Source organism: Nocardia sp. NPDC051030 (genome assembly GCF_040683015.1).
In the GTDB taxonomy this organism is placed as follows: domain Bacteria; phylum Actinomycetota; class Actinomycetes; order Mycobacteriales; family Mycobacteriaceae; genus Nocardia.
Genome location: NZ_JBFBCD010000005.1, coordinates 74,507 through 89,519, shown reverse-complemented (window position 1 = coordinate 89,519; position 15,013 = coordinate 74,507). Strand labels below are relative to the sequence as shown.

Annotated in this window: 12 protein-coding genes; 8 read left to right on the top strand and 4 right to left on the bottom strand. The window is 68.6% G+C overall.

All coding sequences use genetic code 11. The features are described 5' to 3' along the window. Window positions 1-2 precede the first annotated feature (2 nt). Both pta and AB0N05_RS18080 read left to right on the top strand, forming a co-directional pair. Window positions 3-2,087 (top strand): phosphate acetyltransferase, encoded by a 2,085-nt coding sequence (pta, locus tag AB0N05_RS18085; protein WP_364694925.1) that lies wholly within the window; start codon window positions 3-5, stop codon window positions 2,085-2,087. Next, the gene (locus tag AB0N05_RS18080; protein ID WP_364694922.1) at window positions 2,084-3,280 is read left to right on the top strand and encodes an acetate kinase; all 1,197 of its coding nucleotides are present in this window, start codon (window positions 2,084-2,086) and stop codon (window positions 3,278-3,280) included. The genes pta and AB0N05_RS18080 overlap by 4 nt, the downstream gene beginning before the upstream one ends. Window positions 3,281-3,467: 187 nt before the next feature. Here AB0N05_RS18080 and AB0N05_RS18075 read toward each other — a convergent pair whose 3' ends face one another. The 3 genes from AB0N05_RS18075 to AB0N05_RS18065 are packed head-to-tail and all read right to left on the bottom strand — an operon-like array spanning window position 3,468 to window position 8,471. Further along, on the bottom strand, window positions 3,468-6,131 hold the full coding sequence (locus tag AB0N05_RS18075; protein ID WP_364694919.1) for a tetratricopeptide repeat protein: 2,664 nt from the start codon (window positions 6,129-6,131) through the stop codon (window positions 3,468-3,470). Between the two features lies 1 nt (window position 6,132). Continuing rightward, complete coding sequence (locus AB0N05_RS18070; protein WP_364694916.1) at window positions 6,133-7,143, bottom strand: glutamate ABC transporter substrate-binding protein; 1,011 nt, start codon at window positions 7,141-7,143, stop codon at window positions 6,133-6,135. Then, window positions 7,140-8,471 (bottom strand): hypothetical protein, encoded by a 1,332-nt coding sequence (locus tag AB0N05_RS18065; RefSeq protein ID WP_364694913.1) that lies wholly within the window; start codon window positions 8,469-8,471, stop codon window positions 7,140-7,142. Before AB0N05_RS18065 ends, AB0N05_RS18070 begins: the two co-directional genes overlap by 4 nt. 133 nt (window positions 8,472-8,604) lie before the next feature. Between AB0N05_RS18065 and AB0N05_RS18060 the strand changes: the two genes are divergently transcribed. From AB0N05_RS18060 to AB0N05_RS18050, 3 genes are read left to right on the top strand one after another with little or no spacing between them, the layout of a single operon-like run. Next, window positions 8,605-9,300 carry an NUDIX domain-containing protein gene (locus tag AB0N05_RS18060; protein ID WP_364696441.1) on the top strand — a complete coding sequence of 232 codons (696 nt, stop codon included), beginning with the start codon at window positions 8,605-8,607 and terminating at the stop codon, window positions 9,298-9,300. A gap of 3 nt (window positions 9,301-9,303) precedes the next feature. Beyond that, entirely contained in the window at window positions 9,304-11,493 is a 2,190-nt protein-coding gene (locus AB0N05_RS18055; RefSeq protein WP_364694911.1) for a molybdopterin-dependent oxidoreductase, read from the top strand. A 31-nt stretch (window positions 11,494-11,524) separates the two neighbouring features. After that, window positions 11,525-11,956 (top strand): SRPBCC family protein, encoded by a 432-nt coding sequence (locus AB0N05_RS18050; RefSeq protein WP_364694909.1) that lies wholly within the window; start codon window positions 11,525-11,527, stop codon window positions 11,954-11,956. A gap of 10 nt (window positions 11,957-11,966) precedes the next feature. Here AB0N05_RS18050 and thiE read toward each other — a convergent pair whose 3' ends face one another. Beyond that, window positions 11,967-12,671, bottom strand: a complete 705-nt coding sequence (gene thiE / locus AB0N05_RS18045; RefSeq protein WP_364694906.1) for a thiamine phosphate synthase — start codon at window positions 12,669-12,671, stop codon at window positions 11,967-11,969. 137 nt (window positions 12,672-12,808) lie between these two features. On the opposite strand from thiE, the gene thiO reads away from it, so the two are divergent. From thiO to AB0N05_RS18030, 3 genes are read left to right on the top strand one after another with little or no spacing between them, the layout of a single operon-like run. Next, window positions 12,809-13,996 (top strand): glycine oxidase ThiO, encoded by a 1,188-nt coding sequence (thiO, locus tag AB0N05_RS18040; protein ID WP_364694903.1) that lies wholly within the window; start codon window positions 12,809-12,811, stop codon window positions 13,994-13,996. Further along, a complete protein-coding gene (gene thiS / locus AB0N05_RS18035) occupies window positions 13,993-14,205 on the top strand; it encodes a sulfur carrier protein ThiS (protein ID WP_364694900.1) in 213 nt (70 codons plus the stop codon). Before thiO ends, thiS begins: the two co-directional genes overlap by 4 nt. Further along, complete coding sequence (locus AB0N05_RS18030; RefSeq protein ID WP_364694897.1) at window positions 14,198-14,962, top strand: thiazole synthase; 765 nt, start codon at window positions 14,198-14,200, stop codon at window positions 14,960-14,962. The genes thiS and AB0N05_RS18030 overlap by 8 nt, the downstream gene beginning before the upstream one ends. Window positions 14,963-15,013: the final 51 nt, after the last annotated feature.

The window sequence follows — 15,013 nt, the reverse complement described above, 5'->3', positions numbered from 1 at the left end:
TCATGGCTGCCGCACCGGTTTCCAGTGTGTACATCGCGTCCCCCGAGGGGGACACCGGTAAGTCGACTGTGGCGCTCGGCGTGCTGCAAGCGCTGGCCGCGACCACCCCGCGAGTGGGGGTGTTCCGGCCCATCACGCGGTCCGCCCACGGGCGGGACTACATCGTGGAGTTGCTGCTCGAGCACTCCACCGCCGATGTGGATTACGACGAGGCCATCGGCGTCACCTATGAACAGGTGCACGAGGACTCGGACGCCGCGATCAGCGAGATCGTCATGCGGTATCACGCGGTCGCCAAGCAGTGCGATGCCGTGCTCATCCTGGGCAGTGATTACACGGATGTGGCCAGCCCCAGCGAGCTGCGCTACAACGCGCGCATCGCGGTGAATCTGGGTGCGCCCGTGCTGTTGTGTGTGCGTGGCATGGGCCGCACCCCGGAGGAACTGGTTCAGCTGGTCGAGCTGTGCCGCAGTGAACTTGTCGCCGAGCACGCCAAGCTGGTCGCCGTGATCGCCAATCGCTGCGAACCCGACCAGCTGGACGCCGACGTCGACGCGTTGAAGCGGGCGGCCGCGGTGCCGTCCTGGGCGTTGCCGGAGGTGCCGTTGTTGCAGGCCCCCACCATGGAGGAGCTGTGCCAGGCCATCGGCGGCGAAATCTACAGTGGCGACCCGGAACTCATGCACCGCGAGGCCCTCGAGGTGATCGTCGGCAGCATGACCATCGAGCACATTCTGGAGCGGCTCACCGACGGTGTCGCCGTCATCGCGCCGGGCGATCGCTCCGATGTGCTGCTGGCCATGGTGAACGCACATGAGGCGGAAGGGTTTCCGTCGCTGTCCGGCATTCTCATGAACGGCGGCATGGAGCCCGAGCCGTCCATTGCCCGGCTCATCCAGGGTCTGAAGCCCCGCTTGCCGATCATCTCCACCTCGCTGGGCACCTTCGAAACGGCCAAGGCCGCCGCCAATACGCGTGGCCGGGTATCGCTGTCCAGCATGCGCAAGGTGGATACCGCGCTCGCGCTCATGGAGGAGCGAGTGGATCCGCGGGAACTCTTGCAGCAGATCGAGATTCCGATCCCGGATGTCCTCACCCCGCAGATGTTCGAATACCAGCTGATCGAACGGGCCCGCTCGGACCGCAAGCGCATCGTGCTGCCCGAGGGCGACGACGACCGCATCCTGCGCGCCGCCGGGCGCGTGCTGCAACGCAAGATCGCCGACCTCACCATCCTGGGCGACGAGACCGCGATCCGGGGCCGGGCCGCCGAACTCGGCGTCGATATCGCCGCCGCCGAGGTCCTGGATCCGCAAACCTGCCCGCTGCGTGACGAATTTGCCGAGGAGTACGCGCGACTGCGCGCCAAGAAGGGCATGACGGTCGATCGCGCCCGCGAATTCATGAGCAACATCTCCTATTTCGGCACCATGATGGTGCACATGGGCGTCGCGGACGGCATGGTCTCGGGTGCGGCGCACACCACCGCGCACACCATCCGCCCCGCCTTCGAGATCATCAAGACCATCCCCGGTGTGAAGACCGTGTCCAGCGTGTTCCTGATGGCGCTGTCCGATCGCGTCCTGGTGTACGGCGACGGTGCGGTGGTGCCGGATCCGACCTCCGATCAGCTGGCCGATATCGCGATCTCCTCGGCGCGCACCGCCGCGCAGTTCGGCATCGAACCGCGGGTCGCCATGCTGTCCTATTCGACCGGCGAGTCCGGGACCGGCGCGGATGTGGACAAGGTGCGCGAGGCCACCAAACTCGTGCACGAGCGGGCCCCGGAACTGTTGGTGGAGGGCCCGATTCAGTATGACGCGGCGATCGAGCCGTCGGTGGCGCTGACCAAGCTGCCGGGTTCGAAGGTGGCCGGGCAGGCGACGGTATTCATCTTCCCGGACCTCAATACCGGCAATAACACCTACAAGGCCGTGCAGCGCAGCGCGGGCGCGGTGGCCATCGGCCCGGTGCTGCAAGGCCTGCGCAAGCCGGTCAATGACCTGTCGCGCGGTGCGCTCGTCGCCGACATCGTGAATACCGTTGCCATCACCGCGATTCAGGCCCAGCAGGAGGCGCAGCAGTGAAGGTCCTGGTGATCAATTCCGGATCCTCGTCCATCAAATACCAGCTGCTGGACCCGGATTCGGGCGATGTGGTGGCCTCGGGCGTGGTGCAGCGCATCGGCGAACCGGTCGCAGACGGCACGCCCACCATCGAACACTCCAGTGGCGGAAAGACTTACGAGCACGACGGCGTGGTCCTCGATCACGCGGCCGGGCTGCAGCTGGTGTTCGATCTGTTCGCCGAGAGCGGGCATGATCTGGCCGAGGAGGGCCTGCGCGCGGTCGGGCATCGCGTGGTGCACGGCGGCGAGGTGTTCTTCGAACCCACCTTGATCACCGACGCGGTCGTGCGGACCATCTCCGACCTGTCCTCGCTTGCGCCGCTGCACAATCCGGCCAATGTGGTGGGCATCGAGAGCGCCCGCAAACTGCTGCCGGAGGTGCCGCAGGTGGCGGTCTTCGACACCGCCTTCTTCCATCACATGCCCGCCGCCGCCAAGACCTACGCGATCGATACAAAAATCGCGGCGGCGAACGGTGTCCGGCGCTACGGCTTCCACGGCACCTCGCACGAGTACGTGTCCGGCCAGGTGGCGGATTTCCTGGAACGTGACCGCACCGACCTCAATCAGATTGTGCTGCACCTGGGTAATGGCGCGTCCGCCTCGGCCATTCGCGGCGGTCGGGCCGTGGACACCACCATGGGCCTGACCCCACTCGAGGGCCTGGTCATGGGCACCCGCTCCGGCGATCTCGACCCGGGCATCATCTTCCATCTCATCCGCACCGCCGATATGAATGTCGACGATGTGGACGCCCTGCTGAACCGGCAGTCCGGCATCAAGGGCCTGTCCGGCGTCAATGACTTCCGTGAACTCGGCCGTCTCATCGAAACCGGTGACGCCGCGGCGACATTGGCGTTCGAGGTCTACATTCACCGGCTGCGCCGCTATATCGGCGCGTACCTGGTGGAGCTGGGACGGGTGGACGCCATCACCTTCACGGCCGGTGTCGGCGAGAACGACGCGAAGGTCCGTGCCGCCGCCCTGGCAGGTCTGGAGCGCTACGGCATCGCGGTGGACGAGGCCCGCAATACCGCGAAGAGCCGCACCGCCCGCTACATCTCGCCCGAGGGGGCCGAGGTCGCGGTGCTGGTGGTGCCGACCAATGAGGAACTCGCCATCGCGCGTGCCTCGGCCCGCCTGGTCGGCTGACTTCACGAAATCATCACGATCCGCTTGGCATCGTGTTGTTCGTACCGGGGTTCCTCCGGTCCACCGGAACCCGTGTCGCTTTACGCACAACCGCGGTTTGGGGCTGTTCACTCCCTCGCCAGCCCCTCCTCGGCCTTTCGGCTGCCCCCGGAGGTCGCCGCGGTGGCGGCACGGGTCTCTTCCGGTGTCAGAACCAGGATTTGGCGCGGACGGCGTTCGCGAGATCGACCAGCGCGTAGCGGTGCGAGCGGCCGGGAGCCGTTCGGGCGAGCGCGCGCAGGCCGGTTTCGATGCCGCGCCGCAGATCTCGTTCATTGAAGGGTGCGCCCAGGAGTCGGGCGTCCGGCGATTTCGGCAAGCGTCCGGCTTGTAACCAGCCGAGGGCGACGCCGTGCACCAGGACCCGGAGTTGGGCGGTGCGGCCTTCGCCCGGCGGCAGGGCTTGGAGGCGGGCCGCCGCCACATGCAGCGTAGATTCGTCGAGTTCGGTGACGGGCGCGCAGGTCAGCAGCATGAGGATGGCCGTCATACGGGCTTCCGCGTAATGCCTTGAAGCGGGCGGCACTTCGTCCAGGGCGTGCACCGCGGCCGTGATGTCCCCGGCCGCGGCGAGTTGCCGGGCCAGGCCGAAGGCCGCGCTGACCACGCCACGGTCGGTGCGCCACACGGTGGCGTAATAGCTTTCGGCGTAGGCGCGCCACTGTTCCGGATCCGGTGAATCCCAGTGTTGCAGTATGAGTTCCGCGGTGGCTGCCAGGGCCAGCTTGGGCGCGATCTCGCCGGGCAGCGCCTGGAGCACGGCGTCGAAGCGGGCGAAGGCGCGCTCGAAGTCGAGTTCGAGGAGTTCGGTCATGCCCAGATACCAGTCGATCCGCCAATCCGGCGACGGCGGTTCCGGCTTGTCGGACAGGCGTTGCAACAGCACTCGCGCGGCCGCGGGCTGAAGCAGATCGAGGTGGGCGCGGGCCTCGGTCAGGGTCACTTCCAGCTCGAAAGTGTCCGGCGCACCGCCGGGTTCGGCCGCGGCGCGCTGGCGGGCATGGCGGAGTTCGTCGAGGGCGTGCTCGGGTTCGGGGTGCGCCGCGCCCGCCAATAGCGGTGCGGACGGATCGGTGGGGTCGATGATCGGCACCGGGAGCGCGGCCACCACGTCCTGGGGCCGCAGCAGGGTGCTGCGGGTGATGCCGTCGACTATGCCGTCGGTCTGCGCGATCTGTTCCGCCGTACCGAAACTGGTGCGCGGCGGGCTGAAAAGCGTAGACAGCTGCGGATGTTCATTGCCGGTCTCGACCGCCAGGATCTCGCGCAGCACACCGGTGAGCTGACTGGCGAACACGCGCGCGGAACCGAAACGGCGATCCGGGTCCGGGTCGGTGGCGCGCAGCAATAGTCGGTGCAGGAATTCGTGCCGGGCCAGCACCGGCTGGTCCTTCGGATCGGGGATGCCGTCGCAGTAGGCGCCCTTCTGCATCGGCATGTTCAGGATGAGCACGGCCAGGGTGCGGCCCACCGTGTAGATGTCCGAGGCCACGGTCGGCCCGGTGTGGGCGATCTCCGGAGCCTGGAATCCCCTGGTGCCGTACAGGTTTCCGTACGCCTCGAACTGTGCCACCGCGCCCAGGTCGATGAGTTCCACCCGGTCGCTGGTGACCATGATGTTGTCGGGCTTGAGATCGTTGTAGGCCAGCCCGACCGAATGCAGATAGTCCAGTGCCGGAAGCACTTCCAGCACATAGGCGATGGCCTCGGTGACCGGCATGCGCTCGGGTCGGGTGTACTGGTCGAGCAGGTCGCGCAGCGAATGCCCGCCCACGTACTCCATCACGATGTAGCCGATCGGCGATCCGTCCGGCCCGGGATGCTCCACGAAATTGTGGATCTTCACGATGCTCGGATGCGCCACCTCGGCCAGGAACTGTCGCTCCGCCACCGCGACCGCCTGCGCCTCGGCGTCACCGGCGTGCAGCAGGCCCTTGAGCACTACCCAGCGGTCGCTCACATTGCGGTCGATGGCGAGATAGATCCAGCCGAGTCCGCCGTGCGCGATACAGCCCTGAATCTCGTACTGTCCCGCCACCCGGTCCCCGGTGTGCAGCGACGGCCGGAAATCGTATGGCGCGCCGCAGGTATCACAGGTTCCGGCGGTGCGAGCGGGCCGCGTGGCGGTGGCCCGGCCGACGGGTTTGCCGCAGCGCCAGCAGTAGCGCCGCCCCTCGGCCACCATGGCGTCGGGCAGCACGGCCTGCTCGGGATCGATCGGCTCCACTGCGGGGATCGACACCAGTCCGGCACCGAGCCGTCGCACCAGCGGCCGTGGCCGTGTCATGCGGGCCGTGCGCTGGGAAGGCCGTGTCGGCGTACGGATTTCGCCCGACTCCGAACCGGACCCATCACCGGACCCGGCCTGCGCCGTCGCTTCCGTGTGCGGCGTCATCTCCGTGCGAGTCGTCGCCTCGGTGCGGGGCGTCATCTCGGTGCGGGGCGTCATCTCGGTCCGTGTGGTCGCCTCGGCGCGAGTGGTTGCTTCGGTCTGGGGCGTCGTCACGGCGCGCGTGGTCGCCTCGGTCCGCGGCGTCATCTCAGCGCGGGTGGTCGCCTCGGTTGGGGGCGTCACTTCGGTGCGGGCCGTCGCCTCGGTGGACGGCGGCGGTTCGGTGGGTGGCGAAGGCTCGGCGTGCACGGTCGGCGCGGTGCGCGGGAAATCGGCTGTCTCGCTGGCGAAGATCTCCGCCTCGTCGCCGAATTCGGTGGTCTCGTCGCTGTCGTCGCGTTCGGTGGCGCGCGTCGGCGGGCCCTCGTCGGCGAATTCGCGCGGTTCGGGTTCGGGTTCGGGTGCTTCCGATTCGCTCATATCAGTCCTGGTACCTCGGGAGGGGAGGCACGGCCGCGTCGCTCAGTTCGCCGGCCAGCCAGCGGCGGTAGAGGCGGTTCCAGGTGCCGTCGTTCCGAATGCGTTCCAGGGTGCCGTTGACCTGTCGCACCAGATCGTCGGAACCCTTGGACATGCCGATGCCGTACTGCTCGGTACTGAGGTTGGGGCCGACCACCTCGGCCATCGGGTCCTGGACGGCGAGTCCGGCCAGCACGGTGTCGTCGGTGCTGACGGCGTCGACCTGGCGCTGCTGCAGGACGACCAGGCAGTCGGCCCAGCTCGGCACGGTGAGGATGGAGGCGGCGGGCTGTTCCCTGCGGATCCGGTCCAGCGAGGTGGTGCCGCCCACGATGCACACCCGCTTGCCCGCCAGATTGGCGAGGCTGCCGATACCGGAATTGCGGACGGTCAGTATGCGCTGATGCGCCTGCAGGTACGAGGTGGAGAAGGTAACCCGTTGCCGCCGTTCACAAGTGATGGTCATGGTCTTCACGACCACGTCCACGGTGTGCTCCTGCAGCGCGCGTTCCCGGTCGGCCGAGCCGAGAATGCGGTAGTCGATGGCGTCCGGATTACCGAGCAGATCACGCGCCACTTCCCGGGCGATGTCGACATCGAATCCGGTCAGTGTCCCGGTGGTCGGATCGCGGAAGCTGAACAGATTGCTGCCCGGGTCGAGTCCGACCAGGAGCCGCCCGCGGGCGCGAATGGCGTCGACATTCGGCCCGGACCCGCTGCCGTCGGGGCGCAGGCTGGCGGTCGGGTCCCCGCAGGTGTCGCTCTCGGGCGGGAGCGCCGCATGTGATTGCGCCGCAACGGCTCCCGAGGGCATGGGCGGTTCGATATAGCTGGGCACGTGGGTGGATTGCGGTGCGGCGCCGGAGTCGTCGCACGCCGCCGTCAAGGCCACCGCCGCGATCGCGAGGATGGCGGCCGTGGTCTGCCGGATCCGGTGCGGGCCGGTGCGTTTCACGTCGGGTCTGCGGCTCATCGGTACTCCCGTAGTCGGGGCCAGAGGCCGACCGCGACGAAGATCGCCGCCGCCGTGCTCAGCACCAGCGCGCCCGGCGTCAGCAGGTCCAGCGTGCGGGCGGCGCGAGAAGTATTGCTGCGCAAGGTGCTCCGGGTATCGCCGATGCCGTCGGCGAGCGCGCGATCCAGGGCGTCCACCTGCGCGGTCGCCTCGTTCGCGCCGGGGCCGGTGGCCACCGCGCCCGCACCGTTGAAATCGCCGCGGAACAGCGCGTCGTTCATCCGCTGATGCGCGGCCGTCCACAGGTCGAGGGCGCCGATGGCGGTGCCGATATTGTGCGAGCCGGGTGAGTCCGTGGTGTAGGCGTTCAGAATGCTGCGCAGCTTGCCGGTGGCCTGGTCGTAGGTCTTGTCGTATTCGGCGCTGGTATCGCGGCGCACCAGCTTGAGGGTTTCGGCGGTGCGGGCCTGCTGGGCCAGAATTCGGCTCTCGGTCAGGGCCGCGCCGGGAATGCTGCCGTGATCGCGGGAATCGGTGGTGGCGATCGCGGAGATGACACCGGCGATCACCGTCCAGGACAGCAGCACCACCATGGTCCCGCTGGCCAGCAGCAGGCCGAGATTCAGCACGCGATTCCAGCGCCGGAACAGGAACAGTTGCGCCGACACCAGGGCGGCCACCGCGAGCAGCGGCAGCACGATGGCGGGCCACGGCGGTCGCACGTGATTGCGCTGCGTGGCGGTGATCGCCGCGGACCGATGTTCCTGGAGTTCCTGCGCCATGGGCAGCACGGTCCCCTGCATGAGGTTGGACGCCTCACTGAGATAGGCCGCGCCCACCGGCAATCCGCTGCGATTATCTGCTCGCGCGGTCTCGACTATGCCGCTGTACACCGGCAACCCGGTGGCGATCCCGGAGCGCAGATGGGTGTCCGCATCGCCCTCGCTGCGATTGGACTGTGTCACCAGTTCGGCCGCGGCCTCGCCGACGGCCTGGTTGTAGCGGTCCCGCACCGGTTTGGGTTCCAGCCCGCCCGCGATGAACGCGGTGCCCGCGGAGGCGTCGGCGACCGAGAGCGAGGTGTAGAGCCGCTGCGCCGAGTAGGCATCCGGCTCGGCCTGATCCAGCAGCACGTCGAGGGCGTGTTGCCGATTGTTCACCGCCGTGGCCGTGACCGCGCCCGCCGCCAGGCACATGCCCAGCAGCATCAATCCGACCGCGATCAACTTGGCCGGTGACGACTGCGCGAACATGCGCATTTCCGTGGTTGCGAGGCGTTCGCGCCAGGCCGCCGCGGCGGCGCGCGGGGACAGCTCGTCGAACCGCAACTGCGCGGTGCGAGCCATGTTCACCTCCCACTGACCGAAACCGAACGACCGACTACCTGATGTCGGATGAGCTTATTGTGGACTTATCGGTGCCGTGACGCGGGAACACCCGCCGGTGCTCGCGGTGCGGACCGAGGATGGGATGTGGAATATGCGTGGTGACGGTGACGGGTGGGCGGAAAGTCCCGATGGCACGCGCCAATGGGGTCGATTCGGTGCTGCCGGACTGTTGCTGCGTGCCCCGCTCTCGGGTGGAGGTTCGGCGGTTCTGCTCCAGCATCGGGCCGCCTGGAGTCATCAGGGCGGCACCTGGGCCCTGCCCGGCGGGGCGCGCGACAGTCACGAGACCAGCGTGCACGCCGCGGTCCGCGAGGCCGAGGAGGAAGCGGGCATAGCCGCGCATGCCATCCGGGTGCGCGGTTCCCGGCTGACGGCGACCGCGCTCAGCGGCTGGACCTACACCACGGTCATCGCCGATGCCGCCGCTCCCTTGGTCACCCGCGGCAATCCGGAGAGCAAGGAATTGGCGTGGGTGCCCGAGGATGAGGTGGACGATCGTCCACTGCATCCGGGTTTCGCCGTCGCCTGGCCCGCCCTGCGTGCCACCCCGACCCGATTGCGCCTGGACGGCCTGCCCGATCCGGAGGCGGTGGCGGCCGCGTTGCCGCGCACCCTGGATCTGGCCGAGGCGGGCTTCCTGTGGTTGCAGGCCCAGGGCAATGGCCACGGCCGCACCGCCCGGATCGGCGGGCCGGGAGAGCCCCCGGAGGTCGCCGAGAAACCGGCCGACGAGCCTGATTTGGCCGGAAATGTGTTGTTCCTCACTCTGGCGCAGGTGTTGTCTTGAACCGTGACGACGCATGAGCTGCCCACGTACTGCCGGATCTGCGAACCCCTCTGCGGGCTGATCGCCACCGTCGAGGACGGGAAACTGGTGCAGTTGCGCGCCGATAAGGAGCATCCGCTCTCACGTGGCAATGCGTGTCCCAAGGGGATCGCCTTCACCGAGATCCAGAACGATCCGGATCGCGTGCTGTATCCGCTGCGGCGTACTCCGGACGGGGAATTCGAGCGGGTGTCCTGGGACGAGGCCCTCGACGGCATCGGCGAACGCCTGCGGGACATCATTCGCGACCATGGGCGGGAAAGCCTCGGCTGGTATTTCGGCAACCCGTCCTCGTTCTCCTATTCACATACGTTGTGGCTGGTCGGGTTCCAGCTCGCCGCCGGGTTGCGGCACGTGTACTCGGCGGGTTCGCAGGATGTGAACAATCGCTTCGTCGCCAGTCAGCTGCTGTACGGCTCGCTGACATCGGTCCCGGTGCCCGACCTGGACCGCACTGATTTCCTGCTCATGCTCGGTGCGAATCCCGTTGTCTCGCACGGCAGTGTGGTGAGCGCACCGCGTATCCGCGAGAAGCTCACGGCCATCACCAAGCGCGGCGGCCGGGTCGTGGTGGTCGACCCGCGCCACACCGAGACGGCCCGGCTCTTCGAACACGTCGGCATCCGCCCCGACGGCGATGCCTGGCTGCTCGCCTCGCTGCTTCAGGTGATCTTCGCCGAAGGCCTCGACGACGGCCGGGCCCTGCGCCGCCAGGCCGCCGGTATTCGCGAATTGCGGGACGCGGTAAGCCGATTCACCCCCGAAAGCACCGCCGAGGTGACCGGCCTCGAGCTCGACCGGATCCGTGCACTGGCCCGCGACCTGGCCCACGCCAAGTCGGCCGCCGTCTACGGCCGCACCGGCACCTGCCTCGGCCGCCACGCCACCCTCGTGGCCTTCCTGATCGATGCCCTCGCCCTGGTGACCGGCAATCTCGACGCCCCCGGCGGCTCGGTCTTCGGCAAGGAACTGGTGGCCGCCTCCAAGCTCAATGCCCGCCTCGGCCTTATCGGCTACGGCAAGAACCGTTCCCGCATAGGCGATTTCCCCGATGTCCTGGGCACTTTCCCCGCGGCCATCATGGCCAAGGAGATCACCACGCCCGGTCCCGGCCAACTCCGCGCCCTGTTCACCTCGGCGGGCAATCCGGTCTCCTCGGTCCCGAACGGACGCGAATTGGCTTCGGCCATCGAGCAACTCGACCTGTTCGTCTCCATCGACCTCTACGTCACCGACACCAATCGCACCGCCGACTACATCCTCCCGGCCACCACTTTCCTGGAACGCGACGACATTCCGCTCCCCTTCACCGCCCTCTCGCCGACCCCGTACACCCAATACACCGAGCGAGTCCTCGAGCCGTACGGCGAGGCGCGCGAGGAATGGCGGATCATCGACGACATCGCCCTGCGAATCGGCGTGCAGCCCTTCGCCGCCGGTCCGGCCAGTGCCCTCGGAGGCCTCATCACCGGTCTGCGCCGCCGCATCCCCGGCGGCCGCGCGGTCCGCCCCACTCCGCCGGTGCTCGCCGATCTGGCGCTACGGACCGGCCCCTACGGCGATCTCTTCGGTCTCCGCCGCGGCGGCCTGAGCCTGCGCATGCTGCGCCGCCACCCGCACGGCGTGATCCTGGCCGACAGCATCACCACCGGGGTTCTCTCGGAAGTGGTGCAGCACAAGGGTGGTCGCGTGAACCTCGCCCCCGGCGAGATCATCGCCGAACTCCACGCCCTCGCCGCCCCGGTGCTCGACCCCACCTACCCTCTCCGGGTAATCGGCATGCGCGAGTTGAAGTCCCACAACTCCTGGATGCACAACGTGGAACCGCTCATGCGCGGCGATCGGGAACACGCCGCCCGGATCAACCCCAAAGATGCTGCGGTAGTGGGCCTCTCGGACGGCAATCGCTGCCGGGTGACCTCCGCTCACGGCTCCATCGAGGTCATGGTCCGCATTACCGATGAAATGACCGAGGGCACCGTGGCCATTCCGCACGGCTGGGGTCATCGCGGTGGCTGGCGTCGCGCGAACGCCGCGGGTGGAGCCAATGTGAATGACCTGATGTCCACGGACCTCGCCGATGTCGAACCCCTGGCGGGCATGGCCAATCTCAATGGTGTCCCGATTCGTCTGGATCCCGTGCCCGCTGATTAGCGCTACACCGCGTAACGGTTACCATCCGCTGGTGGCAAAGCTGAAGGTTTCCGTAGACGTCCCGATCGCCCCCGCCGATGCGTGGGCGCACGCCTCCAACCTCCCCGAACTGGGCGACTGGCTGATCCTGCACGAGGGCTGGCGTGGCACGGTTCCCGAGGGCCTGACTCCCGGCACGCGCCTGATCGGCGTGGCCACCGTCAAGGGCTTCCGTAATCGGGTCACCTGGACCGTCAAGACCGCCGAGCCCCCGAATCGCCTGGTGCTCAATGGCACCGGCATCGGTGGCACCAAATTCGGCATCGAGCTGCGCGTGGCCCCGGCCCCGGCGGGCTCGAAGGTCACCGCGGATATCGACCTGGGTGGCGCACCCCTGTTCGGCCCGATCGGCTCGGTCGTCGCCAAGGCCCTGCGCGGCGATATCGAGCGTTCCCTCGACCGCTTCGTGCAGCTGTACTCCTGACCGGAAACGGTCAGGAGGCGTCGTTGTCGAGGACCCGCTGCTTGAGGGAGCGCGCGGCGGCCTCGGGGTCGCGGGCGGCGGTAATGGCGCGCACCACGACGATTCGAGTCGCACCGGCCGCGAGGACTTCGGGGAGGCGTTCGGCGTCGATGCCGCCGATGGCGAACCACGGCCGGTGCGGATGGGCATCGGCGGTGGAGCGGACCAGTTCCAGTCCCGACGGCTGGCGGCCGGGCTTGGTCGGCGTGGCATAGACCGGCCCGGTGCAGAAGTAGTCGATGTGCTCGTCGATGGCGGCGAGACCGGCCTGATTGCGGTTATTGGTGGACCGGCCGATCACCACATCGGGTCCGAGGATCTTGCGGGCGTACCAAGGCGGCAGGTCGTTCTGGCCCAGGTGCAGCACGTCCACGCCCGCGGCCAGCGCGATATCGGCGCGATCATTGCACGCGACCAGTGCGCCGTGCCTGCGGGCGGCGGCCTTCAGTTCGGCGAGCGCACCCAGTTCGGCCTTGGCCTCGAGCGGCCCGAACTGCTGCTCGCCCGCCGACCCCTTGTCCCGGAGTTGGATGATGTCCACGCCGCCCGCGAAGGCGGCCTCGGCGAAGGCGGCCAGGTCGCCCGTGTCCCGCCGGGCATCGGTGCACAGATAGAGCCGTGCGGCGGCCAAGCGCTCCCGTGGAGATATGGGCCGGTTCGGGTGGGAGGGTTGCACCTGCTCGACGGTAGTCGCCTACCGTGGGTAGGTGAAACGGGCGGCGCATACGACCCCGCCCGGCCGGGTCTCGACCAGCGCCGAAGGTGACGCGAGCGGGCGGTTCCGGGAGCACTCGGGCTAGTGAGGTGGAAGTAATGCGGACTCTGGCCGTCGTCGGCGGCGGTGTGATGGGGCTTTCGGTGGCCTGGCGGGCCGCCGAATCCGGTTGGACCGTCACATTGTTCGACCCGGCGATCGGATCGGGGGCCTCTTGGGTGGCCGGCGGCATGCTGGCCCCGCTGTCGGAGGGCTGGCCCGGTGAGGACGAGGCGCTCGAATTCGGGGCCGCCTCGCTGGCGCGCTGGCCCGAATTCGCGGCCCGCCTGCAGGCCGCCACGGGGGTGGATGTCTTCACCGCCGAGCAGACCATGACCGTCGCGCTGGATGCCGCCGATGCCGCCGACCTGCGCACCATCGCCGACTGGGTGAATGCGCGGGGGCATCACCTCGAATTGCTGGACCGCGCCGGTGTGCGAGACCACGAACCAGGTCTGGGCCGCGTCGTCCGCGCCGGTCTGCTGGCCTCGGCCGAACCCGCCGTCGACAATCGCCGCCTGGTGAACGCCCTGCGTGCCGCCTGCGCGACCGCCGGTGTGGAGATGCGCGCCGAGAAGGTGATTCCGGCATCGTCCGCACCGGTCGAGGCACAGGATCAGTCGCCGGATACTCACCTCGAGGGCGTGGCCGGTTGGGCCGAATTGCCGACCCAGATTTTCGAGGATCTCCCGCACGATCGGATCGTCCTCGCCGCCGGTGCCGCCTCGGCCGAATTGTGGCCGGGCCTCCCGGTCCGCCCGGTGAAGGGTGAGATCCTGCGCTTGCGCCGCCGCCCCAGCGCTCCGGTCGCGCCGTCTCGGGTGATCCGGGCTCGCGTGCACGGCCGTCCTATATATCTTGTGCCGCGTGGTGACGGAATCGTCCTGGGCGCGACACAATACGAGGCAGGGTTCGATACGGCCGTCACGGTCGGCGGAGTCCGGGACCTGATCACCGATGCCGAGGCGGTCTTTCCCGGTATCGGCGAGTACGAGTTCGCCGAGGCCAGCGCGGGTTCCCGTCCGGGCTCGCCGGATAACCTGCCGCTCATCGGCCATCTCGATGAGCGGGTGATCGCCGCGACCGGTCACGGCCGCAATGGAATTCTCGGTGTGCCGGTCACCGCCGATGCCGTGCTGGCGCTGCTGGCGGGCACCGAGCTCGACGCGGCCCGCGCGGCGAGCCCCGGTCGCTTCGCATCGCAGTCCGGTACCGCCGCACTGTTTTCCCCAGGAGGAGTTCGATGACCGCAATCCCGGTCGGCGTCACCGTCAATGGTGAGGACCATGTGTTTCCCGAGGCCCCCTCGGTGCGTGAGCTGCTGGCGCGGCTGAATCTGCCGTCGCAGGGTGTGGCGGTGGCGGTGGACGGCGGGTTGTTCCCCAAGTCGCGCTGGGACGAGCCGGTCGAACGTGGCTGGGAGATCGAGGTTCTGACGGCGGTGCAGGGTGGCTAGCCCGGTCGAGCCGCTGGTGATCGCGGGTCGCGAGTTCGGTTCGCGGCTGATCATGGGCACCGGCGGCGCGGATAATCTGGCGGTCCTCGAGGAGGCACTGGTCGCCTCGGGCACCGAGCTCACCACGGTCGCCATGCGCCGGGTGGATGTCGCGGGCGGCACCGGCGTGCTGGATCTGCTCAAGCGCCTGGAGATCGCCCCGCTGCCGAATACCGCGGGCTGCCGCACCGCCGCCGAGGCCGTGCTCACCGCGCGCCTGGCCCGCGAGGCCCTGGAAACCGAGTGGGTGAAGCTGGAGGTCATCGCCGACGAGCGCACCCTGCTCCCCGATGCCATCGAATTGGTCAGCGCCGCAGAGCAGTTGGTGGACGACGGTTTCATCGTGCTGCCCTACACCACCGACGATCCGGTGCTGGCCCGTCGCCTGGAGGACATCGGCTGCGCCGCGGTCATGCCGCTCGGTGCCCCGATCGGCACCGGCCTGGGTATCGGCAATCCGCACAATATCGAGATGATCGTGGCCGACGCCAAGGTCCCGGTGATCCTGGATGCCGGTATCGGCACGGCCAGCGATGCCGCCCTCGCCATGGAGCTGGGCTGCTCGGCCGTCCTGCTGGCCACCGCGGTCACCCGCGCCCGGCAGCCCGCCCTGATGGCGTCTGCCATGGCGCACGCCGTCGAAGCGGGCTGGCTCGCACGCCGCGCGGGCCGCATCCCCAAGCGTTTCTGGGCGCAGGCCTCGTCTCCCGACCTCTGACAACCTGGTTTCAAGCGCTTTTTGAACCCAGGGGATGGTCGGGGACGTAGT

What these genes read in the sequence shown, in the direction of transcription:
- pta (WP_364694925.1), top strand. Translation starts at nt 3, where the DNA reads ATGGCTGCCGCACCGGTTTCCAGTGTGTACATCGCGTCCCCCGAGGGG.
- AB0N05_RS18075 (WP_364694919.1), bottom strand. Translation starts at nt 6,131, where the DNA reads ATGAGCGAATCGGAAGCACCCGAACCCGAACCCGAACCGCGCGAATTC.
- AB0N05_RS18070 (WP_364694916.1), bottom strand. Translation starts at nt 7,143, where the DNA reads ATGAGCCGCAGACCCGACGTGAAACGCACCGGCCCGCACCGGATCCGG.
- AB0N05_RS18065 (WP_364694913.1), bottom strand. Translation starts at nt 8,471, where the DNA reads ATGGCTCGCACCGCGCAGTTGCGGTTCGACGAGCTGTCCCCGCGCGCC.
- AB0N05_RS18060 (WP_364696441.1), top strand. Translation starts at nt 8,605, where the DNA reads ATGCGTGGTGACGGTGACGGGTGGGCGGAAAGTCCCGATGGCACGCGC.
- thiO (WP_364694903.1), top strand. Translation starts at nt 12,809, where the DNA reads ATGCGGACTCTGGCCGTCGTCGGCGGCGGTGTGATGGGGCTTTCGGTG.
- thiS (WP_364694900.1), top strand. Translation starts at nt 13,993, where the DNA reads ATGACCGCAATCCCGGTCGGCGTCACCGTCAATGGTGAGGACCATGTG.